The sequence below is a fragment of the Cupriavidus necator genome, assembly GCF_013141915.1.
GTDB classification, from domain to species: Bacteria; Pseudomonadota; Gammaproteobacteria; order Burkholderiales; family Burkholderiaceae; genus Cupriavidus; species Cupriavidus necator_B.
The window spans coordinates 16,095-29,255 of record NZ_SROX01000029.1; the positions used below are offsets into that span (position 1 = coordinate 16,095).

General features: G+C 69.0%; 15 protein-coding genes. 5 read left to right on the plus strand and 10 right to left on the minus strand.

Annotation, left to right across the window (positions count from 1 at the left end; genetic code table 11):
- Positions 1-63 precede the first annotated feature (63 nt).
- A complete protein-coding gene (locus E5S69_RS30920; protein WP_171518128.1) occupies positions 64-978 on the plus strand; it encodes a LysR family transcriptional regulator in 915 nt (304 codons plus the stop codon).
- A 4-nt stretch (positions 979-982) separates the two neighbouring features.
- On the opposite strand, the gene metW is transcribed toward E5S69_RS30920, so the two are convergent.
- From metW to argB, 5 genes are all read right to left on the minus strand, one after another.
- A complete protein-coding gene (gene metW / locus E5S69_RS30925; RefSeq protein ID WP_013955295.1) occupies positions 983-1,594 on the minus strand; it encodes a methionine biosynthesis protein MetW in 612 nt (203 codons plus the stop codon).
- Positions 1,591-2,772, minus strand: coding sequence for a homoserine O-succinyltransferase MetX (gene metX / locus E5S69_RS30930; protein ID WP_171518129.1), 1,182 nt, complete (start codon positions 2,770-2,772; stop codon positions 1,591-1,593). Before metX ends, metW begins: the two co-directional genes overlap by 4 nt.
- Positions 2,773-3,049: 277 nt before the next feature.
- The gene (slmA, locus tag E5S69_RS30935) at positions 3,050-3,712 is read right to left on the minus strand and encodes a nucleoid occlusion factor SlmA (protein ID WP_171518130.1); all 663 of its coding nucleotides are present in this window, start codon (positions 3,710-3,712) and stop codon (positions 3,050-3,052) included.
- Positions 3,709-4,659 carry a pyrimidine 5'-nucleotidase gene (locus E5S69_RS30940; protein WP_171518131.1) on the minus strand — a complete coding sequence of 317 codons (951 nt, stop codon included), beginning with the start codon at positions 4,657-4,659 and terminating at the stop codon, positions 3,709-3,711. Before E5S69_RS30940 ends, slmA begins: the two co-directional genes overlap by 4 nt.
- 72 nt (positions 4,660-4,731) lie before the next feature.
- Positions 4,732-5,649, minus strand: a complete 918-nt coding sequence (gene argB / locus E5S69_RS30945; RefSeq protein ID WP_010813296.1) for an acetylglutamate kinase — start codon at positions 5,647-5,649, stop codon at positions 4,732-4,734.
- Between the two features lie 370 nt (positions 5,650-6,019).
- Here argB and E5S69_RS30950 point away from each other — a divergent pair, with 370 nt between their 5' ends.
- Entirely contained in the window at positions 6,020-6,271 is a 252-nt protein-coding gene (locus E5S69_RS30950) for a cysteine-rich CWC family protein (RefSeq protein ID WP_171518132.1), read from the plus strand.
- Here E5S69_RS30950 and E5S69_RS30955 read toward each other — a convergent pair.
- Positions 6,220-6,774 (minus strand): DMT family transporter, encoded by a 555-nt coding sequence (locus E5S69_RS30955; protein WP_171518133.1) that lies wholly within the window; start codon positions 6,772-6,774, stop codon positions 6,220-6,222. The two genes, E5S69_RS30950 and E5S69_RS30955, sit on opposite strands and share 52 nt — an antisense overlap.
- Before the next feature lie 93 nt (positions 6,775-6,867).
- On the opposite strand from E5S69_RS30955, the gene E5S69_RS30960 reads away from it, so the two are divergent.
- Complete coding sequence (locus tag E5S69_RS30960) at positions 6,868-7,803, plus strand: LysR family transcriptional regulator (protein WP_171518134.1); 936 nt, start codon at positions 6,868-6,870, stop codon at positions 7,801-7,803.
- A 175-nt stretch (positions 7,804-7,978) separates the two neighbouring features.
- On the opposite strand, the gene E5S69_RS30965 is transcribed toward E5S69_RS30960, so the two are convergent.
- Entirely contained in the window at positions 7,979-8,470 is a 492-nt protein-coding gene (locus E5S69_RS30965) for a copper chaperone PCu(A)C (protein ID WP_171518135.1), read from the minus strand.
- Between the two features lie 185 nt (positions 8,471-8,655).
- On the opposite strand from E5S69_RS30965, the gene E5S69_RS30970 reads away from it, so the two are divergent.
- Positions 8,656-10,047, plus strand: coding sequence for an ATP-binding protein (locus E5S69_RS30970; protein WP_171518136.1), 1,392 nt, complete (start codon positions 8,656-8,658; stop codon positions 10,045-10,047).
- Positions 10,044-10,655, plus strand: a complete 612-nt coding sequence (locus E5S69_RS30975) for a response regulator transcription factor (protein ID WP_171518137.1) — start codon at positions 10,044-10,046, stop codon at positions 10,653-10,655. The genes E5S69_RS30970 and E5S69_RS30975 overlap by 4 nt, the downstream gene beginning before the upstream one ends.
- A 38-nt stretch (positions 10,656-10,693) precedes the next feature.
- Here the strand turns inward: E5S69_RS30975 and E5S69_RS30980 are convergent, their stop codons facing one another.
- The 3 genes from E5S69_RS30980 to hslV form a co-directional block, all read right to left on the minus strand.
- Entirely contained in the window at positions 10,694-11,005 is a 312-nt protein-coding gene (locus E5S69_RS30980) for a hypothetical protein (protein ID WP_171518138.1), read from the minus strand.
- Between the two features lie 209 nt (positions 11,006-11,214).
- On the minus strand, positions 11,215-12,546 hold the full coding sequence (gene hslU / locus E5S69_RS30985; protein WP_171518139.1) for an ATP-dependent protease ATPase subunit HslU: 1,332 nt from the start codon (positions 12,544-12,546) through the stop codon (positions 11,215-11,217).
- Positions 12,547-12,598: 52 nt separating this feature from the next.
- A complete protein-coding gene (hslV, locus tag E5S69_RS30990; protein WP_022533259.1) occupies positions 12,599-13,135 on the minus strand; it encodes an ATP-dependent protease subunit HslV in 537 nt (178 codons plus the stop codon).
- Between the last annotated feature and the right edge of the window lie 26 nt (positions 13,136-13,161).

The following is a 13,161-nucleotide window of genomic DNA, read 5'->3' on the forward strand; positions in this document are numbered from 1 at the left end:
GTCAACAATGCGGTCATGGCTCAATTAGTATTTGACTACAGGTCAAAAAACGGGAGATTCGACATGATGGATGCGCCACTCAATGCGATGGCGGTATTTGCCCGCGTGGTCGAGTGCGGCAGCTTCTCGGCCGCAGCGCAAGACCTCGGCATGACGCCGTCGGCGGTCAGCCGCCATGTCTCGCGGCTGGAGGCCCGGCTCGGCGCGAGCCTGCTGCAGCGGACCACGCGCGCGTTCGCGCTGACCGAATTGGGCCAGTCCGTCTACGCCGCCAGCGCGCGCATGACCGCCGCCGCGCGCGAGGTCACCGCGCTGGCCGGCGGGCATGGCGGCGCGCCGCAAGGCGTGCTGCGCGTGAGCGCGCCGGTCTCGTTCGGCCAGGCCTGGCTGGCGCCGCGGCTGCCGCCGTTGCTGGCGAAGTACCCGGGACTGGACCTGCAGCTGACCCTGGCCGACCGCATGGTCGACCTGGTGGAAGAGGGCCTGGACGTGGCCGTGCGCATCGCCCACGAACTGGCTCCGGGGCTGGCGGCGCGCCCGCTGCGCGAGGTGCGCTACCGGCTGGTGGCCTCCCCCGCTTACCTGGCCCGCCACGGCGCGCCGGCCACGCCGGCCGACCTGCCGGCGGCGCGCTGCCTGTACCTGGGCTACGGCAATTTCGGCGAGCGCTGGACCCTGCGCCACCACGACGGCGGCGACAAGGTCGAGGTGCGCATCCCGCCGCGCCTGACGCTGAACAACAGCCTGGCGATCATGAGCATGGTCGAACGCGATGCCGGCATCGGGCTGGTGCCGGATTTCTCCCTCGGCGATGCGCTCGAGCAAGGCCGGGTCGTCACCGTGCTGGGCGACTGGGACATTCTCGAGCCCTACATCGGCACGGCCTACGCGGTCTATACGCCCACACGGCATGTCCCGCCCAAGGTGCGCGCCTTTGTCGACCACCTGGCCGGCAGCGCCGACGACACGCCGCGCTGATGACTCAGGCCGCGCAGACGCGGTACACCGCCAGGCTGCCGCGCCAGTTGCCGCCCCAGTTGACCGTCACGCCCTCATGCATCACGACGCGGTCGATCACGCGCAGGCCGACCTTGGGCGCGAGGGCCTCGAAGTCGCTGATGGTCAGCACGCGCACGTTGGGGGTGTTGTACCACTGGTACGGCAGCGATTCCGACACCGGCATGCGGCCGCGGAACACCGACAGCCGGTGCGGCCAGTAGCCAAAGTTGGGGAACGAGACGATGCACTCGCGCCCCACCCGCAGCGTGTCGCGCAGCACCTGCGCGGTGTTGTGGATGGTCTGCAGCGTCTGCGACAGGATCACCGTGTCGAAGCTCTTGTCCTCGAACAGCGCCAGCCCGCCCTCCAGGTTCTGCTGGATCACATGCACGCCCTTCTGCGCGCAGGCCAGCACCCCTTCATCGCGGATCTCGATGCCGTAGGCCTGCACGTCGAGCTCGTCCTGCAGCACGCGCAGCAGGCTGCCATCGCCGCAGCCCAGGTCGAGCACGGTGGAATTGGGTTCGATCCAGCGCGCGATCGCGCGGAAGTCGGGGCGCAGCGCCAGGATGTTGGGATTGGCCAGGGCGTTCATGCGCCGATCTCCTGGGCGATGCGGTCGTAGTAGGCGCGCATCAGGTTGTGATAGCGCGGGTCGTCGAGCAGGAAGGCGTCGTGGCCGTGCGGCGCGTCGATCTCGGCGTACGAGACCGGGCGTTTGTTGTCCAGCAGCGCCTTGACCAGCTCGCGGCTGCGGCTGGGGGCGAAGCGCCAGTCGGTGCCGAAGCTGGCCACCAGGAAGCTGGCCTTGGTCTGCGCCATGGCGCGCGTGAGGTCGCCGCCGTGGGCCAGCGCGGGATCGAAGTAATCGAGCGCGCGCGTGATCAGCAGATACGTGTTCGCGTCGAAGTATTCGGCGAACTTGTCGCCCTGGTAGCGCAGGTAGCTCTCTACCTGGAACTCGACGTCGAACGAGAAGCGGATGTCGTCGCTCTTGAGCTCGCGGCCGAATTTTTCGGCCATGTCCTCGTCCGACAGGTAGGTGATATGGCCGATCATGCGCGCCACGCGCAGGCCGCGCTTGGGCTTGACGCCATGCGCGTAGTAGTTGCCGCCGTGGAAGTCGGGATCCGACAGGATCGCGCTGCGCGCCACTTGGTTGAAGGCGATGTTCTGCGCCGACAGCTTGGGCGTGGACGCGATCACGATGCAATGGCGCAGGCGGTCCGGGTACATCAGGCTCCAGGCCACCGCCTGCATGCCGCCCAGGCTGCCGCCCATCACCGCGGCGAACTGCGCGATACCGAAGGCATCGGCCACGCGTGCCTGCGCATTGACCCAGTCTTCCACCGTCACCACCGGGAACGCCGCGCCATAGGGCGCGCCGGTGGCCGGATTCAGGCTCATCGGCCCGGTCGAGCCGAAGCACGAGCCCAGGTTGTTGACGCCGATGACGAAGAAGCGGTTGGTGTCGAGCGGCTTGCCCGGCCCGACCATGTTGTCCCACCAGCCCACGTCGCGCGGGTCTTCGGCATAAACCCCGGCCACATGGTGCGAGGCGTTCAGCGCGTGGCAGACCAGCACCGCGTTGGAGCGGTCGGCGTTGAGCGTGCCGTAGGTCTCGACCATCAGGTCGTAGCCCGCAAGGGACGAGCCGTTGCGCAGCTTCAGCGGCTCGGCGAAGTGCATGCGCTGCGGCGCGACCACGCCGACCGAATCGGGCGGCAGGTCGAACGCGGCGGGCGCGGCGGTCGGCAGGGCGACATCAGTCATGGAATCCGGCCCGTGGCGAACGGGCATAAAAAAACCCGACCGGCATTTGCGTATCAAGCGTCGCAGCCAAGTCGGGATTCGCTGGATTCCTTGCGGGATTCCGCGTGCCGGCGCCATCCACTGCCGTGGTGGCATGGGGCGCCGACCCAACCTCTTTAGCCGCATTTATAGTGGCAAGCCCCCGGACCTCGGTCCCGTGGCTGCCGCGCGCCCGCAAGCCAGTCATCAAATCGGCGCGACCGGGCAATTATAGAGCAATCGGCCCGGCGGGTTGCATTCAGGCCAGCAGCACGCGCAGATGCGCCTCGGCATGGTCCGATGGCGACTTGCGGAAACCGCTCTTGGCATAGCGCTGCCACTGGCCCTGCACCGCCGCCATGACCAGCGCGGCGCGGGCGGGGATATCGGCATCCGCGGGGAACGCGGCTTGCGTCACCGCCACCTTCAGGCACTGGCGCAGCGAGGCCTCGATGCGGTCCACCAGCTGGTTGATGCGCTCCTGCAGCCGTTCGTGCTCGCCCACCAGGGCCTCGCCGGTCAGCACGCGCGTCATGCCGGGGTTCTTTTCCGCGAACGACAGCAGCATGCGCACGATCGCGTGCGCCTGGCGCAGGCCGTGCTCTTCCTTGTCGGTGATCTGGTTGATCAGGCCGAACACGGTCTGCTCGATAAAGCCGATCAGGCCTTCGTACATCTGCGCCTTGCTGGCGAAATGCCGGTACAGCGCCGCCTCGGACACGCTCAGCCGCGCGGCCAGCGCCGCGGTGGTGATCTTCTCCCCGCGCGGGTGCTCCAGCATGGTGGCCAGCGTCTGCAGGATCTGCACGCGGCGCTCGCCCGGGCGCGGACGCTTGCGCGCCGGCGGGGCCGGCTGCTGGTCGGCGTCGTGCTCGCTGCCTGTGATGACGGCCTCTGGTTCGCGCCCGTTGCTTTGCGTCATGACCCGGTTCTCCGCATTCGTCGTTGGAGTTGATGCATCGATTGTACTTTTATGTCCACATAGGCCGGCCGGTTCGGCACGCGCGCGCGCACGCGCGGCACGTTGTCGGGCTGCGCCTGCGGCGCCTGGGTCTCGGCGGCCACCAGCGTGACCGAGCGCTCCTGCACCGCGTGACCGGCATGGCGGCGGTCTTCGGCTTCCAGCGTCGAGCGCACCGCGGCGTCGCGCCGGCTGCCGTCGTCGTGGCCGGCAGCGGCCGCTGCGGGCACCACGTGCGGACGCGATGGCGCGACCGTGCGCAGGTAGCCGGTCACCCACGCGGTGCGGATGCCGGTGCCGGCGTAGCGCTTGAGATGCGACACGGTGTCTTCGACCAGCACCGCGCGATGCGGCGCGATGCGCGCCTGCGCCAGCAGCCGGCGCAGCATGCGGCGGTCCGGCTTGGGCCGCAGGTGGCCATGCACCCACATCTGCTCGATCGCCACCACGCGCTCGAAGCAATGGCGGATGCCGGCGATCTCCAGCACCGCGCGCGCATAGTCCTGCGGCGCGTTGGTGACCAGGATCTTGCGTCCGGGGAGCCGGCGCAGGTGCGCGGCCAGGCCGCGCCGCACCCGCACCATGTCGGCCAGCTCGGGGAATTCATGCGCGGCGCGCAGGAAGTCGGCCGGATCCACGCCGTGGTGCCGGATCATGCCGAGCAGCGTGGCGCCGTAGCGCTGCCAGTAGTCCACGCGCACGCGGCTGGCGGAAGCCTCGTCGCAGCCGAGCACCCGTGCCACGTAGGCGGTCATCAGCCGGTTGATCGCCGGGAAGATGGCATGCGAGGCGTCGTGCAGCGTGTTGTCGAGGTCGAACAGCCAGACCGTGTCGCCCGAGGTATCACCCGCGGGACGGCGGCAGAGGCGAGCGCGGACACGGCGCGGTGGGGGAAGACTGGAAGGCACGCCGGACAACTCGGAGGGTGGTGGGATATGCCGGGGCGGGCGGACAGGGCCGGCGCCGCCCCGGGGTTCCGCTCAGTGCGAGCGGATCATGGTGCCGAAGGCCTGCTCGGTCAGGATTTCCAGCAGCAGCGAATGCTCGATGCGGCCGTCGATGATGTGCACCGAATGCACGCCGCTCTTGGCCGCGTCCAGCGCCGACGAGATCTTCGGCAGCATGCCGCCAGAGATGGTGCCGTCGGCGAACAACTCTTCAATCTCGCGCGCGGACAGGTCGGTCAGCAGGTTGCCCTTCTTGTCCATCACGCCCGGGATGTTGGTCATCATCACCAGCTTCTCGGCCTTGAGGATCTCGGCCATCTTGCCGGCGACCACGTCGGCGTTGATGTTGTACGCCTGGCCGTCGTCGGAGAAGCCGATCGGCGAGATCACCGGGATGAAGGCGTCGTCCTGCAGCGCCTTGACCACCGCCGGGTTGATCGCCTCGATGTCGCCGACGTAGCCGATATCGATGAACGCGCCAGGGTTCTCGCGGTCGGGCATCTGCAGGCGCTTGGCGCGGATCAGGCCGCCGTCCTTGCCGGTCAGGCCGACGGCCTGGCCGCCGTACTGGTTGATCAGCATCACGATGTCCTGCTGGACTTCACCGCCCAGCACCCACTCGACCACTTCCATGGTCTCTTCGTCGGTGACGCGCATGCCTTGCACGAAGGTGCCGACCTTGCCGACCTTCTTCAACGCCTCGTCGATCTGCGGGCCGCCGCCGTGCACCACCACCGGGTTCATGCCGACCAGCTTAAGCAGGATCACGTCGCGCGCGAAGCCGTGCTTGAGCTTCTCTTCGGTCATGGCATTGCCGCCGTACTTGACCACGATGGTCTTGCCGTGGAACTTGCGGATATACGGCAGGGCCTCGGCGAGGATCTCGGCTTTCAGCGCGGGGGCAATGGCGGCCACCGTGGTTGCGGCAGGCCCGGGGTTGTCGGCGTTCATGGGGGACATCCGTGAGAATCAACAGGTATGATGGCTAAGCAGCCGCGTCCCCGGGGGGAAGACCGACGGATCGCCCACGGGGATTGCCCGAAAGTGCGCCATCCGGCCACGGCAGGCGCCGATTTTACAAGAAACCGCGCGGTGCGCGAGCGCGCCGGCCCAAGGTGGCGCGGTGAACCGGCTGCAAGCGGCCTGCGGGGCACCAGCGCGTTCCGTCCATGCAACAGGCCACTGCCTGCGCAGCCCGCCTTCTCAGCCATTTGGCCAGCGCCGTGGCGCAGTGTTCCCGAATCCTTGCCATCATGTCCGCAGCCATCCGCCGCCTGCCCGACCCAAACCGCGCCATCGCGCCAGCGCAGCGGAGGTGGCCGTGAGTGATGCCCACGCGGTGCTGACCGGCCAGTTGCGGCCCGTCGAACATTGCAGCCGCTGCGGCGCCGGCTTTGTCTGCGGCTACGTAGCGGGGCTGCCGGCGTGCTGGTGCGCCAGCCAGCCGCTGCTGCCGGCGCGGCAGATCGTGCCCGGCGAGCACTGCCTGTGCCCGGCCTGCCTGGCGGCACGGCGGGCCGGTCAGACGCCGGATTCCGCACCCGCTTCCGACCCCGATCCGGCTACCGGCTGACGCGCCGGCGCGGGGGCCGCGCCGTTGTCCCACTGCATCGCCAGCATCCCGGCCACGATCAGCGCGGCGCCGGCCAGCCGCGCCGGCGTCAGCGCGCGCACCGCAAACCCGGCCAGGCCGAACTGGTCGACCAGCAGCGCGGCCAGCACCTGCCCGGCCACCACCGCGGCAATGAAGCCGGCGGCGCCCAGCCTGGGCGCCACGATCAGCGCGGCCGAGATATAGAACACCCCCAGCACCCCACCGCTCCACAGCCAGGCCGGCGCCTGGGCCAGCGCCGCCGGGGACGGCAGCGGCACCCGCATCAGCCACAGCACCGGCAGCAACGCCACCAGGCTGACCAGCAGCGACACCAGCGTAGCGGACAACGGGTGTCCGAGGGTGCGCCCCAGCGTGGCGTTGGCGCCGGCCTGGAACGGGATCGCGGCACCGGCCAAGGCGGCGGTGGCAAGCGGCAGCCAAAGCGAGGCCGGGAGGGAAAACGACAGCGAGGTGCCTGACATGGCGCGCTCCATAGGGCAAGATGCGATGCCAGCAGTTTGAAATATCGCTTTGCGAATTTCCAATTCTGCTTTCGTACGTTTAATATTCGCCGAATGAATAGCCTACGCGGAATCGACCTCAACCTGCTGGTGGTGCTGGAAGCGCTGCTGGCGGAGCGCCATATCTCACGCGCGGCGCTGCGGCTGCACCTGAGCCAGCCGGCGGTCAGCCATGCGCTGGGGCGCCTGCGGCAACTGCTCGACGATCCCCTCCTGGTGCGCGGCAAGGGCGGGCTGGTGCTGAGTGCGCGCGCGCACGAGCTGTCCGGCCCGCTGGCGGAGGCGCTGGCGCAGGTGCGCATCCTGCTGGGGCCAAGCGGCTTCCAGCCGGCCACCGCGCGGCGCACCTTCCGCCTGGCGATGTCCGACTACGGCGCGCTGGTGGTGCTGCCGCGGCTGCTGCGCGCGGTGCGCAAGGCCGCGCCCAATATCGACCTGGTGGTGTCGCAAGCCAGCCGCGAAGGCATGACGGCGCAGGTGGCCGATGGCGAGATCGACATGGCGCTGGGGGTGTTCAGCCACCAGCCCGAAGGCGTGCAAGCGGCCGAGCTGTTCCGCGAAAGCTATGCCTGCGCGGTGGATGCCGCTACCGTGCGCGACAGCGGCCGCCTCGACCAGGTCGCGTACCTGGCGCGTTCGCACGTGCTGGTGGCCACGCACAGCGAACGCATGGACGCGATCGACACCGCCGTGGCAAAGCTGGGCGGGCGACGCAAGATCGCCTGCGTGGTGCCGCACTGGAGCGTGGCGCCGGCGCTGATCGCCGGGACCAACCTGGTGCTGACCACGGCGCGGCGCAGCCTGGCCGCGCTGGAAGACGACCCGCGCTACGCCGTGTTCGCGCCGCCGTTCGCGCTGGACGATTTCACCTTCAGCATGATCTGGCACGAGCGCACCGAGGCCGATGCCGCCCACGCGTGGCTACGCGAACGGGTGCTGGCCGCGGCCGCCAGTCAGGAATCGGAAGAGCCGATCAGCTTGCGCGGCTGACGGCGCCCCGGCGCTTTGGCCGGCGCCGGGAGCCGGGCATCGCGACGTTGCGCGGGGACGGCAGGCGGCCTGGCGGGCCGCGTGTCGCCGCGGAACACCATCTTCTGGCGGGTGCCGTGCTGCTTGTTGGCCATGCTGTCGGGTTGGGGCCGCCCGCGCCAGGCGGACGGCCCAGTCAGTGTTTGTGCTCGCCGTGGCCGGCCTGCGCGCCGCTGGCGGCGGCGGGCACCATGCCGCGCACTTCGGCCGTGACCTTCTGTTCGAATACCTTGCCGCCCTGCTCGATCTTCAGCGTGAGGGGCACGGTATCGCCGGCCTTGAGCTGGCCCTTCAGGTCCATCAGCATCACGTGGTAGCCGCCCGGCTTCAGCTCGACGTTCTGCATCCTGGGCAGGTCGAGCGACTTGACCTGGCGCATGCGCATCACGTTGCCTTCCATCTTCATCTCGTGCAGTTCGGCCGCCGCCATCGGTGACGAGACGCCGAGCAGCTTCGCGTTCTCGTGCGCGTGCAGCACCATGAAGGCGCCGGAAGCGGTCTGGGTCGGCACCGTGCCGCGCACCCAGGCGTTGCTGACATCGACCTGGGCCAACGCGGCGCCCGAGGCCAGCGCGGCAGCCACGGCGAAGCTTGCAGCCAGCGCGGCCGAGCGGAATTTGACTTGCATGAAAGGCTCTCCTGAAAGCAGACATTAGACCATGGCCACGCGCCCGCTGCCGGCGCCCCGGGCAGCCGCCCTGCGCGGCGCGCGGCAACGCAACCAGCCAGTCTGGCAGCCGGCGCCGCGGCACGCCAATGCGGCAAGGTGTCGCACGCGCCGGTGCCCCGGGCCGGCATTGATACACTCGCGCCATGAGCCCCGCCGCAGCCGTGCCCCGCTTGCCTGACTTCCCTTTCCTGTCGCCCCTGCCGGCGGCCAGTTCGGCACGCCATGGGCAGGTGACGCTGCGCCGGCTGTTCTGGCTCCGCTGGGCGCTGCTGGGCGGACAGGCGCTGACCGTGCTGGTGTGCGAGCCCATCGCCGGCATCCGCCTGCCCTACGCGCCGCTGCTGGTGGTGCTCGGGCTGCAGGCGCTGTTCAACCTGCTCACCGGACTGCGCCTGCGCCAGCACACGCGGCGCAACAGCGCGCCCGGCGAGGCCGAACTGATGGGCCAGCTGCTGGTGGACCTGACCGCGCTGTCGGCGATCCTGTTCTATACCGGCGGCGCGACCAACCCGTTCGTCTCGTTCTACCTGCCGGGGCTGGCCATCGCCGCGGCCATCCTGCCCTGGCGCCAGGTGATTGCGCTGGCACTGTATGCGCTGGCCTGCTACACGGTGCTGCTGATCGAATACCTGCCGCTGGACCTGCACAACCCGGACAATGCGGTGAACTACCACCTGGCCGGCATGTGGCTGAATTTTGTCGCCAGCGCGGTGATGATCGCGCTGTTCGTGGCGCGCCTGTCCGGGGTGCTGCGCCAGCGCGAGGCGCAGCTGAACCTGGCGCGCGAGCAGCTGCTGCGCGAAGCGCGCGTCGAAGACCTGAACGGCCAGGCCGCCGCGGTCGCGCACGAGATCGGCACGCCGCTGGCCACGCTGGCGGTGATTGCCGGGGAGCTGCGCGCCGATGCTTCCGACGCCGTCCGCGGCGCCAGCTCCATCAGCGGCTATCTGCCCGACCTGCAGACCATGGAGCAGCAGCTGGCGCTGTGCCGTTCGACCCTGGCACGGCTGCGCGAAGACCCAGCCACGCTGGCGCCGCAACGCATCGACGGCTGGCTGCCCGCCTTTGCCGAGCGCTGGCAGCTGCGCCATCCCAATGCCAGCCTGCAGGCCGTGGCCACGCCGGGCGCCGGCGCGCAGGCGGTGGAAACCGCGCGCGTCGGCCAGATCCTGACCATCCTGCTGGACAACGCCGCGCGCAGCCAGCAGGCCGCCGGGCGCGCCACGCGGCCGCTGCAACTGCAGATCGCCATGGCGCCGGGCAATACCGCGCCGTGGCTGTCGTTCCGCGTCGCTGACCAGGGCGACGGCATCCCGGACGCGCTGCGCGGCCAGCTTGGCGAAACCCCGGTGGCCAGCCCCCACGGCGGCCAGGGCATCGGGCTGTACCTGGCGCAAAGCGCCGCCCGCCAGATGGGCGGCGAACTCGCCTGGCATGACCGTCCCGGCGGCGGCACCGTCGCCGAACTGCGCCTGCCCGCGCTCTTCACGCTTTCCGCAGCGGCGGCTGCCGCCACCATGCCCTCCACCCCATGACCGATACCCTCACCCCGGTACCCGAGGCCACCGCACCGGCAGGCACGCCCTTCCTGGTAATCGACGACGACGAAGTCTTTGCCGGCACGCTGGCGCGCGCGCTGATGCGCCGCGGCTATGCCGTGGCGGTGGCGCACGACGGCCGCGCCGCGCTGGCGCTGGCGGCGCGCACCGACTTTGCCTACGTCACGCTCGACCTGCACCTGGAGCCGCCGCCCGAGGCCGGCAGCACCGCGCCCGCCGAGTCCGGGCTGCAACTGGTGGCGCCGCTGCGCCAGGCCCTGCCCGACGCGCGCATCCTGATCCTGACCGGCTACGCCAGCATCGCCACCGCGGTGGCGGCGGTCAAGCAGGGCGCGGACGAATACCTGGCCAAGCCCGCCAATGTCGATTCGATCCTGACCGCGCTGATGGCGGGCGTGTCTGAAGAGGCGGCGCAGGCCGCGCTGGAAGAACCGGTGCCGCTGTCGGTGGCGCGGCTGGAATGGGAACATATCCAGCGCGTGCTGGCCGAGCATGGCGGCAACATCTCGGCCACCGCGCGGGCGCTGAACATGCACCGGCGCACCTTGCAGCGCAAGCTGGGCAAGCGGCCGGTATCACGCTAGCGCAGCAACGCCAGCGGTTCATCTGGCAAAGCGCGGCCTCACAGCCGCAACTGCACGTGTTCCCAGTCCAGGCCTTCGCCGACCTCGGCCGTGTCGCCCTGCGCGACGATGCGCATGGCATCGCCGGCATGCCGGTCCGACAGCGAGAAAAGCGCGCCGGCATCGAGGGCCAGTGTCGCGGCGGCGGCGGTGGCAACCCCGCGCGCATGGGCCGGCGTGGCCTGCACAGCTTCGGCCGCCTGCGCCGAAGGCATCGCGGGACGGATGCAAAGGAATGCCGTGGCCGCAGCCAGGGCGGCCAGCAGGCCTGCGGTGGCGAGCACCACGCGGCGGGTCTTGTAGTTGACCATTGATTTCTCCTGCCAGTGGGTTGAGTAAGATGCGGTGGCTCCCGCACCGGTCAATCGACCGTCAAGGTGCGCAAGGGTCGCATCGCCCGGCAACGCCGGCCAGCGGGCTTACCAATGCTTACGATGGTTACCGGGATGTGGCAGGCCAAACCTCACGGACATGAAAAAGGCGCACCGTGGTGCGCCTTGCGTTTCGCATGCTGCGGGCTTTACAGCACGTAGCGCGACAGATCCTCGTTGCCGGCCAGGTCGCCCAGCCGCTCTTCCACATACGCCGCATCGATCGTCACGGTTTCGCCCGACGACTTGGTGGCGTGGAACGACAGGTCCTCGAGCAAGCGCTCCATCACCGTGTAGAGCCGGCGCGCGCCGATATTCTCGACCTTCTCGTTGACCGAGAACGCAATCTCGGCAAGCCGGCGGATGCCGTCCGGCGCGAACACCAGGCTCACCTCTTCCGTGTTGAGCAGGGCCTGGTACTGCTTGGTCAGGCTCGCATCGGTCTGCGTCAGGATGGCCTCGAAATCCTGCACCGACAGCGATTCCAGTTCCACGCGGATCGGGAAGCGGCCCTGCAGCTCGGGGATCAGGTCGCTCGGCTTGGACAGGTGGAACGCGCCCGAGGCGATGAACAGGATGTGGTCGGTCTTGATCATCCCGTACTTGGTATTCACCGTGGTGCCCTCGACCAGCGGCAGCAGGTCGCGCTGCACGCCCTGGCGCGAGACCTCGCCGCCGCCGATATCGCTGCGGCTGGCAATCTTGTCGATCTCGTCCAGGAACACAATGCCGTTCTGCTCGACATTGGCGATGGCCTTGTGCTTGAGTTCCTCGTCGTTGACCAGCTTGGCGGCCTCTTCGTCGATCAGCAGCTTGAAGGCTTCCTTGACCTTCATCTTGCGGCGCGCCTTCTTGCCCTGGCCCAGGCCGGCGAACATGGTGCGGATCTGCTCGGTCATGTCTTCCATGCCCGGCGGGCCCATGATGTCCATGCTGGGCATGCCGGCCGAGACCTCGAGCTCGATGTCCTTGTCGTCGAGTTGGCCTTCGCGCAGCTTCTTGCGAAACACCTGGCGCGTGTTGGAATCCTTCTCTTCCGGCTGCGAAAAGCCGATATCACGCGGCGGCGGCAGCAGCACGTCGAGCAACCGGTCTTCGGCGGCATCCTCGGCCTTGGTGCGCACCTTCTTCATCTCGGATTCGCGGGTCTGCTTGATCGCCATCTCGGCCAGGTCGCGCACGATGGTGTCGACGTCGCGGCCGACATAGCCCACCTCGGTGAACTTGGTCGCCTCGATCTTGATGAAGGGCGCGTCGGCCAGCTTGGCCAGGCGGCGCGCGATCTCGGTCTTGCCGACACCGGTCGGACCGATCATCAGGATGTTCTTGGGGGTGATTTCCTGGCGCAGCGGCTCGGCCACCTGCTGGCGGCGCCAGCGGTTGCGCAGCGCCACCGCCACGGCCTTCTTGGCCTTGTTCTGGCCGATGATGTGCTTGTCGAGTTCGGAAACGATTTCCGACGGGGTCATGGTGTGCGACATGGTATCCGTTCAGTTAGGCGCGGCAGGCTTGCGGGCCCGAGGCCGGCCTCGCTTATTCCAGCGTCTCGATGACGAAGTTGGTGTTGGTGTAGATGCAGAGCTCGCCGGCGATGGTCAGCGCCTTCTCGACCACGTCTTTGGGCGGCAGTTCGGTGTTCTCCACCAGCGCCTTGGCGGCCGACTGCGCATACGCGCCGCCCGAGCCGATCGCGGCGATGCCGCCTTCGGGGTCGAGCACGTCGCCGTTGCCGGTGATGACCAGCGTGGTGTCGCGGTCGGCGGTGATCAGCATGGCCTCGAGCCGGCGCAGCGCGCGGTCCGAGCGCCAGTCCTTGGCGAGGTCGACCGCGGCGCGCGTCAGGTTGCCCTGGTATTTCTCCAGCTTGGCTTCGAAGCGGTCCAGCAGCGAGAAGGCGTCGGCGGTGCTGCCGGCAAACCCGACCAGCACCTTGCCGTTGTAGATGCGGCGCACCTTGCGCGCGGTGCCCTTCATCACGATATTGCCGAGCGTGACCTGGCCATCACCGCCCAGCGCGACCTGATTGCCGCGGCGGACGCTGACGATGGTAGTGCCGTGATACTGTTCCATGGTGGCTTCCGTGAATATGTCAGGAC

What these genes read in the sequence shown, in the direction of transcription:
- E5S69_RS30920 (WP_171518128.1), top strand. Translation starts at nt 64, where the DNA reads ATGATGGATGCGCCACTCAATGCGATGGCGGTATTTGCCCGCGTGGTC.
- metW (WP_013955295.1), bottom strand. Translation starts at nt 1,594, where the DNA reads ATGAACGCCCTGGCCAATCCCAACATCCTGGCGCTGCGCCCCGACTTC.
- metX (WP_171518129.1), bottom strand. Translation starts at nt 2,772, where the DNA reads ATGACTGATGTCGCCCTGCCGACCGCCGCGCCCGCCGCGTTCGACCTG.
- slmA (WP_171518130.1), bottom strand. Translation starts at nt 3,712, where the DNA reads ATGACGCAAAGCAACGGGCGCGAACCAGAGGCCGTCATCACAGGCAGC.
- argB (WP_010813296.1), bottom strand. Translation starts at nt 5,649, where the DNA reads ATGAACGCCGACAACCCCGGGCCTGCCGCAACCACGGTGGCCGCCATT.
- E5S69_RS30955 (WP_171518133.1), bottom strand. Translation starts at nt 6,774, where the DNA reads ATGTCAGGCACCTCGCTGTCGTTTTCCCTCCCGGCCTCGCTTTGGCTG.
- E5S69_RS30960 (WP_171518134.1), top strand. Translation starts at nt 6,868, where the DNA reads ATGAATAGCCTACGCGGAATCGACCTCAACCTGCTGGTGGTGCTGGAA.
- E5S69_RS30965 (WP_171518135.1), bottom strand. Translation starts at nt 8,470, where the DNA reads ATGCAAGTCAAATTCCGCTCGGCCGCGCTGGCTGCAAGCTTCGCCGTG.
- E5S69_RS30970 (WP_171518136.1), top strand. Translation starts at nt 8,656, where the DNA reads ATGAGCCCCGCCGCAGCCGTGCCCCGCTTGCCTGACTTCCCTTTCCTG.
- E5S69_RS30975 (WP_171518137.1), top strand. Translation starts at nt 10,044, where the DNA reads ATGACCGATACCCTCACCCCGGTACCCGAGGCCACCGCACCGGCAGGC.
- E5S69_RS30980 (WP_171518138.1), bottom strand. Translation starts at nt 11,005, where the DNA reads ATGGTCAACTACAAGACCCGCCGCGTGGTGCTCGCCACCGCAGGCCTG.
- hslU (WP_171518139.1), bottom strand. Translation starts at nt 12,546, where the DNA reads ATGTCGCACACCATGACCCCGTCGGAAATCGTTTCCGAACTCGACAAG.
- hslV (WP_022533259.1), bottom strand. Translation starts at nt 13,135, where the DNA reads ATGGAACAGTATCACGGCACTACCATCGTCAGCGTCCGCCGCGGCAAT.